General features: G+C 27.8%; 16 protein-coding genes. 8 read left to right on the top strand and 8 right to left on the bottom strand.

Annotation, left to right across the window (positions count from 1 at the left end; all coding sequences use genetic code 11):
* Positions 1–65: 65 nt before the first annotated feature.
* From ACLQ7T_RS15800 to ACLQ7T_RS15835, 8 genes are all read left to right on the top strand, one after another.
* The gene (locus tag ACLQ7T_RS15800; RefSeq protein WP_420472486.1) at positions 66–767 is read left to right on the top strand and encodes a hypothetical protein; all 702 of its coding nucleotides are present in this window, start codon (positions 66–68) and stop codon (positions 765–767) included.
* A 242-nt stretch (positions 768–1,009) separates the two neighbouring features.
* The gene (locus ACLQ7T_RS15805) at positions 1,010–1,771 is read left to right on the top strand and encodes a hypothetical protein (RefSeq protein WP_420472485.1); all 762 of its coding nucleotides are present in this window, start codon (positions 1,010–1,012) and stop codon (positions 1,769–1,771) included.
* Between the two features lie 39 nt (positions 1,772–1,810).
* Positions 1,811–2,215, top strand: coding sequence for a hypothetical protein (locus ACLQ7T_RS15810; protein WP_420472484.1), 405 nt, complete (start codon positions 1,811–1,813; stop codon positions 2,213–2,215).
* A 151-nt stretch (positions 2,216–2,366) separates the two neighbouring features.
* Positions 2,367–3,005 (top strand): hypothetical protein, encoded by a 639-nt coding sequence (locus ACLQ7T_RS15815; RefSeq protein ID WP_420480249.1) that lies wholly within the window; start codon positions 2,367–2,369, stop codon positions 3,003–3,005.
* The gene (locus tag ACLQ7T_RS15820; RefSeq protein WP_420480250.1) at positions 2,992–3,240 is read left to right on the top strand and encodes a hypothetical protein; all 249 of its coding nucleotides are present in this window, start codon (positions 2,992–2,994) and stop codon (positions 3,238–3,240) included. The genes ACLQ7T_RS15815 and ACLQ7T_RS15820 overlap by 14 nt, the downstream gene beginning before the upstream one ends.
* A 2-nt stretch (positions 3,241–3,242) precedes the next feature.
* Complete coding sequence (locus ACLQ7T_RS15825; protein WP_420472480.1) at positions 3,243–3,536, top strand: hypothetical protein; 294 nt, start codon at positions 3,243–3,245, stop codon at positions 3,534–3,536.
* A gap of 4 nt (positions 3,537–3,540) precedes the next feature.
* Complete coding sequence (locus tag ACLQ7T_RS15830; RefSeq protein WP_420472479.1) at positions 3,541–3,840, top strand: hypothetical protein; 300 nt, start codon at positions 3,541–3,543, stop codon at positions 3,838–3,840.
* Positions 3,837–4,238 carry a hypothetical protein gene (locus tag ACLQ7T_RS15835; protein WP_420472478.1) on the top strand — a complete coding sequence of 134 codons (402 nt, stop codon included), beginning with the start codon at positions 3,837–3,839 and terminating at the stop codon, positions 4,236–4,238. Before ACLQ7T_RS15830 ends, ACLQ7T_RS15835 begins: the two co-directional genes overlap by 4 nt.
* A gap of 1 nt (position 4,239) precedes the next feature.
* On the opposite strand, the gene ACLQ7T_RS15840 is transcribed toward ACLQ7T_RS15835, so the two are convergent.
* The 8 genes from ACLQ7T_RS15840 to ACLQ7T_RS15875 form a co-directional block, all read right to left on the bottom strand.
* The gene (locus ACLQ7T_RS15840) at positions 4,240–4,419 is read right to left on the bottom strand and encodes a hypothetical protein (RefSeq protein WP_420472477.1); all 180 of its coding nucleotides are present in this window, start codon (positions 4,417–4,419) and stop codon (positions 4,240–4,242) included.
* A gap of 262 nt (positions 4,420–4,681) precedes the next feature.
* The gene (locus ACLQ7T_RS15845) at positions 4,682–5,371 is read right to left on the bottom strand and encodes a lysozyme family protein (protein WP_420480251.1); all 690 of its coding nucleotides are present in this window, start codon (positions 5,369–5,371) and stop codon (positions 4,682–4,684) included.
* Between the two features lie 52 nt (positions 5,372–5,423).
* Positions 5,424–5,927, bottom strand: coding sequence for a 3'-5' exonuclease family protein (locus ACLQ7T_RS15850; protein ID WP_420480252.1), 504 nt, complete (start codon positions 5,925–5,927; stop codon positions 5,424–5,426).
* Between the two features lie 423 nt (positions 5,928–6,350).
* Positions 6,351–6,848, bottom strand: coding sequence for a hypothetical protein (locus ACLQ7T_RS15855; protein ID WP_420480253.1), 498 nt, complete (start codon positions 6,846–6,848; stop codon positions 6,351–6,353).
* The gene (dcm, locus tag ACLQ7T_RS15860; protein WP_420480254.1) at positions 6,845–8,329 is read right to left on the bottom strand and encodes a DNA (cytosine-5-)-methyltransferase; all 1,485 of its coding nucleotides are present in this window, start codon (positions 8,327–8,329) and stop codon (positions 6,845–6,847) included. Before dcm ends, ACLQ7T_RS15855 begins: the two co-directional genes overlap by 4 nt.
* Positions 8,329–8,463 (bottom strand): hypothetical protein, encoded by a 135-nt coding sequence (locus tag ACLQ7T_RS15865; protein WP_420480255.1) that lies wholly within the window; start codon positions 8,461–8,463, stop codon positions 8,329–8,331. Before ACLQ7T_RS15865 ends, dcm begins: the two co-directional genes overlap by 1 nt.
* A 128-nt stretch (positions 8,464–8,591) precedes the next feature.
* Positions 8,592–8,948 carry a hypothetical protein gene (locus ACLQ7T_RS15870; protein WP_420480256.1) on the bottom strand — a complete coding sequence of 119 codons (357 nt, stop codon included), beginning with the start codon at positions 8,946–8,948 and terminating at the stop codon, positions 8,592–8,594.
* 66 nt (positions 8,949–9,014) lie between these two features.
* A partial coding sequence (locus ACLQ7T_RS15875) for a helix-turn-helix domain-containing protein (protein ID WP_420480257.1) occupies positions 9,015–9,433 on the bottom strand: 419 nt, incomplete at its 5' end.

Below are 9,433 nucleotides of genomic sequence, written 5' to 3' on the forward strand. Positions count from 1 at the left end.
AATCTTGATTAAGAGCCTATATTATTTAGGCTCTGTATGAGGATTTTAAAATAAGGATTTTTATTATGTATATATGTTCTATTTGTGGCGATGATTTTAAACCAAAAAGAAGCGATCAAAAAATATGTAAAAGCGACTCTTGCAAAAAGGAACAGCAAAGACTTTGGAGATTAAAAAATAAACCTAAAAAAAGAAGAAAAAGATGCCCTTACTGTAAAACTTTATTTTTTCCTTTCCATAAAAGACAAGTTTCTTGTGGTGATGCAGAATGTAAAAGAGCACATAAAAACATAACTAGACTAAAAGAAGACAGGGAATTTTTTTGTGCTATATGTAAGGAAAAAACTTGGTCTAGTATACCCCATGCTGTTTTATGCGGTAAGCTTTCTTGCAGGAAAAAATATGTTTATAATTTTAATAAAAAAAATAAATATAAAGAAAAATATAGAAAAAATGTTGCTAAAACTGCTAAAAACAAAGGTCCTTTTAAAGAATGGGAAACTGAAGAGATTATTAGATTAAGACTTCTTGGTAAAACAAATGGCTTTATTGCTAAAAAATTAAAAAGATTATTACCTAGCATAGAAAAGAAAATTGTTTCTATTTTTAAAGATGAAAGATTTGTTTCTAAAATAGATGATATATCTTTTCAAATAGAAACCGAAAAAAATATCCCTAGTAAAAAAATTACAAGAGATATTAACAAATGGAATACGGAAATAAAAAATTATTTTATTGAAAATGGCTTTTATTCTTATACGGGATAAAAGCTAACTAAAGTACGAATTTTTGGGAGTTTTTATTTTTTGATAAATTTATTATTTTTTAGATTTATTTGAGAATAAAAAAAGAGCCAGGGATAAAGCTGGCTCTTTTAAGGATGATTATTAATGTGTAGGAGTTTATTATAACTAATTTTTCTAATAAAAGCAAATTTTTACTTACTAAAGCTGAAAAAATAGCTAATTATAGAAAAAGACATAGTTCTATAAGACATGAATACTACACTATGGCTAATAAATATTCTTCATGGAATAAATATATGCTTTCTTTTACTGTTCCTAGCACCGTGAGAGGTAAAACTATTAAAAATGGTAGATATGCTAAACTAAGAGAGTTAATCAGAATTAGAGCATATATAGCTAAGTTATTGAATAATAGTGATAATGTTAAATATTTTATGAATATAGAGCTGGGTAAAAAGTTTAGTAATCCTCATATTCATTTGCAGTTATGGATTAAGTCACCGACATCTGTGTCGGCAACATCAAGCACCTCATCAACCTCAGCAGAACAAATCCTATCAAAAACAATTACTAAATTTAATCTAAACAAAAATAGATGCTATCTTACAATACCAGAAAAAGATATTGCAGTATATAACTATGTGATTAAAGATTATGCAAAAGATTTATCAGATGATGAAATATGGAATTTAGAAGTTCAGAAAAAGAGGATGAGAAAGCAACTTGGCAAGAAGGTTAGGTTTGTTTCTAAAAGTACTGATAGGTTTAGCAAAAAGATATATAGGATTATGTATTACTCATACGGTGTATTAAGGGATATGGTAGAAAAGTCGATAGATTTTTTTATTAATAATTTTTTCTATTTTAGCAAAAAAAGAGGACTAAAACTTTTTTCTTTTTGTTGTGTATTTAGTAGGTTAAGTTATATAAGAACAAGGGGTGATTTTTTATATGAGAGTGTTGTTTTGTTATTAGAGGTTTTTAGGTTTGCTCCATGTTTAGATCCACCTGGAATTGTTTTTTGATTTATAGCAGAAAAGAAAAAAATTTAAAAAGGAAATATTATGAAAACAGAGGATATGAAAAAAGGTTTAGACTTTATTAATAAAGTATATGAAGATGATGACGAAGATGTAAAGATTATTAACGAGATATTTGGTCACTTAAAGATAGGAGATATTGGTACTGTAAAAATGATTTTAAAATCAGAATTGGAACATTGTAAAAACAGTGATTATAAAGATACTACTGAATTGCAAAATCATATTGACTCTTTAAGTTTAATGAATAAGTTTTGTTTGATTCCTTATCCTGATGATATAGAGCATGAGCATGACGAAGATTATCTTATTTTCATGAGATATGATTTGGATGGAACTAGAGGTGAAGAAAAAAATGCAGTACTAGATGTAAAGTATTTTCTTGAAATGTATAAAAAAAATTTTAGCATAGACTTTATTATTGAATAATACTATATATGCAAGCAAAGAATTTAATTTAAAGGAGTTGTTATGAATTGTTTTGTTTTTAGAATTGAAGTTAGAATTAGAAGTCCTTGCTTTAAGAATACTTTCAGTATATATAGTATATACTTTCAATATATCAATTAAAAGGATGAAAATGAGCAAATCAATAGAATTAACAACAAGTCAAATCAAGGCGCTAGAAAATGGTGCTACTATGTTAATGTTTCCAGTTATACAAAAAGACAATGAAGGAGATGAGTATTCATTAAGCATTAAAAATAATTATATAAATGGTATTATTGAAAAGAATTATAGAATCTATATAAAAGATTTTATAGCCCATGAATTTGAGTTTCAAAAAGGCGACAAAGATGTATGGGTTAAGGAAGAGTTTTCAGACAGCAGAAAAGATTGTGATAATAAAATAAAATATAAGGCAGATGATACTAAAAATAAAATCCAACTTTGCGATTGGCAACCTGCTTCGCAAATGACAAAAGAACAATCAAGATACAGTATTGACTGCTTAGATATTAGAATTGTTAGACCAAGTGAAATATCAAAAGTTGGATATTTTGATGGTGCGGATATAAATGAAGATATATTAAAAGGACTTGGTCTTGACTGGATAGGCTATTTTAATAGAGAATCCTATGAAGAAATAGGTCATGGTTTGTTTAAAGATTTGTACAATCAGCAAATGCAAGAATGCGGATTAAATAGAACATATCAAGGCAATGACTATATATTTTTAGTGGAAGTAAAGTTAAATAAAAAGGATGCAAATGTATAAACTAGATGATATTTTAAAAAGGTTTAGTGAAGAGCTATTGAAAGCTGCTGTTACTGATAGGTTGCTTGCAAAACAAAGTGATTGGATAGATTTTTTTCAGTACAAACAAAAGAATACTATTAACACATATAGGCATAGAGAAAAAAGTATGGGTGTCGATGTTATTCCATATGGAAAGATTCTTCCTGTATGTGTTGAGTTTGATTTAGATATTAATTATATTTTTAAAGGATGATTATGAAAAATACACTAAAAGAACAAAATGATTTATTATTAAAGCTTCTCAATGTTAAAGATGAGTTGCTTAAGCTTGAAGAGAAAAAAGTTGCTGATATTACTAGTCATTTTAATAAAACTATTGCAAGTAAGAACACTGAACTAAGACTGGCTTCTGAAAAAATAAATGATATTGAGTATAAACTTAATTTGTTGCAAGAAAAATACAATAATATTGTTGCAGCTATTGATATTGAAAGAGTTAAAAAGTTTGTTAGCCAATATCAAGAGCCTAGTTTTGTAGTGAAAGGATGATGTAATGAGTGATTATTTATTTGGTGGAAATTTACATGACGGTTCTTTTGCTGGCATAAGAAAGTTAGATTTAAACATTATTGATAATTATTTTGATTACGAGAGATTATTTTTTGGTGGATATGGTGATTATGCTATATATGATGTTTTAGACGATATAGAATATTTACAAGATAAATTAAGATCTCTTTATTATGCTAAAAGTATTTTTATTAAAGATGGTTGTTTCAGCGAACTTAGAGATGTAAATAAAAAAATAAGGTTTTTTGAAGATGAACTTAAAATTACAAGGAAATATTTATGAAAGCACAATCTGTTGAGGGGTTTATTATTGCTAGGGCTTTTTTAGCTATGTATAAAGAAGATGGCAATCCTATGAATGACAATTTAAATCAACTTTATTATTTTTTAAATTTGAAAGTTAGAAGTTATGCGAGGAAAAAATATAACTTAAATAAGTTAGTAAAAAATGCTTGGGATGATTTTATTTTTATAACTAAAGATAAAAATACTTCTGTTATGGCAATACCTTTTGCTTTGAGATTAATTATAAAAAATCCTTCTCCTGATAACAAGCTTACAAAAATAGCTTTATTGGAGAATAAAAAGTGGTTATGGAAAAAAGAGCAAGATATAGTAGATGCAAAAAAGATTGTGGATATGTTTTATTCTATAAATAGAAAAGATTCAAAGAGCTGTTGAATTATAGCTCTTTGTTATCAACTACTATTATATGAAAACTTCCGTCTACTGACACTCCACTTGATGCTGATTCTACCGATATTTGAATATCTGTTTTTTCTTCTAGTATTTCATTTGAAAAAGGTTTCTTTTTATTTGCTTTATACAAAGGTAGAGTTGAAATATCTTCATTGTTGTTCATAATAATCCTTTATTGCACTATTGGCATTTGTTTAATTTGATTCTTTGTGTAAGAATAACAATGGGAAATTGAACTGCATAAAAACAAGTTTTTTCTAAATAGATTATTTAACTGATAGAGTGTCAATTTCAATTTTATAGTTTAGTGAATCTCTAATATCACAAATTAGAAATTCTCCAACCATTTGTCCTGCTGCATATTTTTCTTCATTTTCTATTTTAGCCCCTTTTTGGTTTTATTTTACCATATAGGGGCTTATGCTTTATGCAGTATCTGAAAGTTTTTCCATTCTATTTCTCCAACCTTTGTAAAATTTCTTAAATTTTTCTGGCTTTTCAATTGCTAGTTCATCATAGTAAAGTATCATATGTTTTATCATTTTTTCCTCAAACCAATATCCAACAAATATACCTCCATCTTTGTAAAGTTGATTTATTTTTGCTAGACCTTTTCTTGATTCATTTCCAAATATTCCATCTTCTGACAAGTATTTGCTTTTTAATCCTTCCGAAGATATAAAGCCATTTGATATCACATCATTGATTGCTTTTTGTGTTGACATTATGCCTGCTTTTGATGAAGTAGTGTACATAGACAAAAAAGATATCACTGCTTCTTTTGGGAAAAGAGATAAATATAGATTTGAAAAATAGTCTTCATAAAAGTTCCATGCCAAATCTCTTATATTGTCTTGTATAAATTTTGTAGTTTTAATTTTATTATTTAATTTTTCTAATTCTTTTTTTTCTAATTTTTTTGTATTTTTTTGTATATTTAATTCTAAAAGCAAACTATCTATATATTCAAATACTTTTGCATCGGGATGAATATGTTTATATATTCCATATGGAGAAGTTATATCTTCTTCTCCTTTGTTTTTGTGTACCGTTAAGCCTTCAGCTTCTGCTAAATAGTCTAGTATTTCATTTTTCATTTCATATTCCTTGTGCATATCTTATACATTTTATTACATCTATTGCATCATCTAGAGCATCATGTGATAGTTAACTTTTTATTTTTGCTATTTTTTTGCATTCTGCAAGTGCTGGAAGTGGCAAACTTTTTTTATCCCACATTAGCGAACCTACATCAATTACCCTTGATCTAAAAATTACACTATTCCAATTTAATTTTTTAATAAACTGTGCATCAAATCCTGCAAAGTTTTTTCCTGCTACTGTTATTATAATTTTAAAATTTTTTTCTTGAAATCCATTTTTTATCAAAAAATCATAAAATCTAAATTCTAATTCATCATGTTTTATAATTTCAATATCACTTTTTACTCTTCCGCTTATTGCATCTAAGATAGGTGCATTCATTGCTAATGCGTAATGATTTCCCTTTATGTGACTGTTTGATTTTAAATAAACATGAAACTTAGATAATTTTTCTATTGGCTTTTTTGTTTTTAGGTCCTCTATTACTGCCCCAAAACTTAATATTTCTCCTGTTTCTGGATTATCGCTTGTTGTTTCTATATCTATACTTACATATTTGTTTTCCACTTATTTTCCTTTAAAATTCAAACCCACCAGTGCTACCTTTATTCATAGACTGATAGGTTTTCTTTACGTATTCTGCTCTTGTTTCACACTGAAAAAAATCTTTACAAGGCATACAGCTGTCTTTTACTCTATTTTTACACTTTTTTAACTTAGATAGTGCTTCATTTTGTTCTTGTTCGTATTTGTCTACCTCAGCACTCATTGTCTTACCCTACTTCTTTTCTTTTGAATATTCACACTCCTTCAATGCTTTATTTAACTTCTTGTGATAGATGCTTATAAACTTGTACGATACAGTTGAACGGTCAATATGTTTCATGTGTTGCTCTAACTCTTCTATTATTTTAATTACTCTCGTGTGTAGCTTATCTGTGTTTAATTTCATTTTTTATCCTATCTCTTGTTTAATTATTATTTATAATCTCATCTTGATAAGCTTTTGGTGAGCCATAAAAACTGCTCATCTTTTCTTGCTATTGCTTTGTCTTGTTGCTCTAGTTGCTCTAGTTGCTTTTCTAATGTTTCTATATATTTGTTTAGTTTTTCACCTGTATTTACTAATACTTTTACCGCCTGATTTGCATTAGTTAATTTTTCTTTTATCTCTTTATTTTCTTTATTTAATTTGCTTATTTTTTTGTCTTTTTTATTTTGCTTCTTATCTTCTTTTAATAGTGCTTCTTTAAAAGATATTATTTCATATCTATATTTTCTAAACCATTCCTTAGGCAAATATTGACAAGTTAAATCACTATTTAAATAACAACAAGTATCTTCTTGGTGTTCAAGCCAACGATTATTATAAGGTTTTTCTTTACCTAAACTAGCAACCCAATTAATAAAAGCTTGAGCTTGTTCTTCTGTTTTACAATTTACTACTACTTTTTTCCCTTTTAGTCTTTCTAGGTCAAATTTTTTCATTTTTTATCCTTTATGTATTTTGTGTATGATGTTAATATTTTAGTAAAAATCATTTCTAGTACGTTTCTACTCATTCCGTTGCCTGCTTGTTTGTATAGTTGTGTATCTGACATTTTTTGTGGAAAGATAAAGCTATCATCAAAACCTTGTAATCTGAAGCATTCTCTTGGAGTTAACTTTCTAAAGATATAGTTGTTTTGACTCCACTTTAAACCACTTCTTCCAGCTCTAATAGTTGGTGAATATTCCTCACATTCTCTTACACCATCAAAACCTTGTGTATCATCTACTATTTTAAACACTACTTGATTACAAGCTGTATCAAGAGTTTGAGCTACTTGTCTACCTACTCTTCCTCTTCTTGTTTTAGAAGATGGTACAGATATGTTTATACTATCTCCTTCTTCTGCTACTTTATATCCTAGTTTTATTGCTTCTTTTACTCTTACCTCATCATTTTCTATCTCTATTACTCCACTTGCAATAGCAACCTTTGGTTCTCTATGTCCACCTTGCATTGTAGTTAGTGATGGACACAATCCATCACCACTGTATATTCTTTTTATTGAATCATTACCTTTTATGTTTAGAGTTGCAACTTGTTCTAATTTAATAGTGCCTTCTTTGTAAATTTTTTCTTGAATTTCTTTGTTATTTATTATTACACCTCTTGGCAGCCCTTTTGAATGTGTTGCACATATAGCTCCCGCACATCCGTCAATAGGATTTTTCATTTTCCTCCATCTTGTATCTTTCCCACAGATAGTGTTCATCAAATTAATATTTGTTTGGTTTAATAAATATTTTTCATCAACATAATCTTCAAGCATATCTTTTAGTCTTAATTTTAGTTCTTGTTTTGGGGCAAATTCAAATCCTACCTCATCTTTGAAACCTACTATGTAAATTCTTTCTCTATTTTGAGGTATACCATAGTCTTTTGTATTTACCACATCCCAATATATTTTTGGGTAGCCTAGTTCAATCAAAACTGCTTCTATTGTATATAGTGTTTTTCCTATCCCTTTTTTGTGTCCATCATATTCTTTATTAAAGTGAGACGGATAACCTTTTTTATATATTGTTCCGTTTAAGTATAGTGCTTGTTTTGGTTTGTCGTGAGATATTAAGCCTTTTACATTTTCAAAAACAAATACCTTAGGTTTACATTCTTTTACTATTCTTGCACAGTCGAAAAATAATGTACCTCTTGTATCTTCAAAACCTAGCTGCTTGCCAGCTATTGAAAATGCTTGACAAGGAAAACCACCTATTAAAATATCTATTTGGTTTAGATATTTATTTGCATCTAGTTTTGTTACATCTTCATAAAAAGTATTTGGTTCTTGGTTGTTTTCTAGATATGTTTTTCTTGCATACTTATCTATTTCACAAGCAAAAATTGTTTTATGCTCTACACCTAATGCTTTTAGTGCAAGTTCTGGTGTTCCCACCCCTGAAAAAAGTGTTGCTATATTCACTACTTATCCTTTTCTGCAAGATATTTTAGATAGTCTTTTATTTTCATACCTTTAATTGAAGCTTGGATTTTTATTTGTTTATGTACTTCTGATTCTACATGTATTGGTTTTAGTTTTTCTTTTTTCATATTCATCCTTTGTTTTTAATATACAAATGATATATGAAATTATCTTAAAGTTTTATTAGTTTTTTGAGTTATTTTGAAAGTTTTTCATTTTTGGTAGATTTAGTCTAAAAGGCTTCATTATTAAATCATATATTTTATTTAGAACCTTGTTGTCTTCCATAGTTTATCCCTTGATTTATTTCATATTTTCTTAATCTTTCTTCCAGTTTATCGTTGTCTTGTTTCATCTGAGAGTAAACAATCCATATTATACATCCCACAGCCATTACTGCCGCAATACCACCAGACCAAATTAATATTTTTTCTTTTACTTTTTCAGCCACATGCATAGCGTCTTCTGCTTTTTTATCTACTCTATCTATATCTTCTCTTAGGTCTTTTTTAAAATCTTTTAAATCTTTATCCATGCTGTCTAGCTTTAAAGACAAGAGTTCTGTTTTGTGAGTTTGATTTTCTACATTTGTATTTATTTGCTGTATTATTTTTACCATTGCCTAACACATTACATATTAATTCCGCTTGCTTGTGCAAGCATTTTTTATCTACATATCCGTAGTTCATTCTTTATCCTTAAACTTCTTTTTTAATGTTTCTTCAACTTTATCCCTCATGGTTAAAAGAGCAAAAGATAAAAAGTCTTTATCCTCTAACTCTTTTCCAGTTCTTATCGTATATGCATTTCCAGTTATTGAATAAAACTCAATAACAATAAACGTGCCAATCACAAAAGATATAAAGCTATTAATCTCATAACCTATTCCTTTTACGATTACAATACTATCAATTGGAAGTTTTTTTCTTAATCTTTTTATCATGGCTCTTATATTTGTAAGGTTTGTTTCTTCACCTTCCCAAACATAATTTACAATTTCATCATAACTTGCAACATGATGTAAATCTTGAGAAAAAAGTTCTAAAAATAAAATCTCTTTTTTTGTTAAAAAAACCTCAACACCATTTATATAAAGTTTTTGCT

The organism is Brevundimonas sediminis (assembly GCF_048799765.1).
In the GTDB taxonomy this organism is placed as follows: domain Bacteria; phylum Pseudomonadota; class Alphaproteobacteria; order Caulobacterales; family Caulobacteraceae; genus Brevundimonas.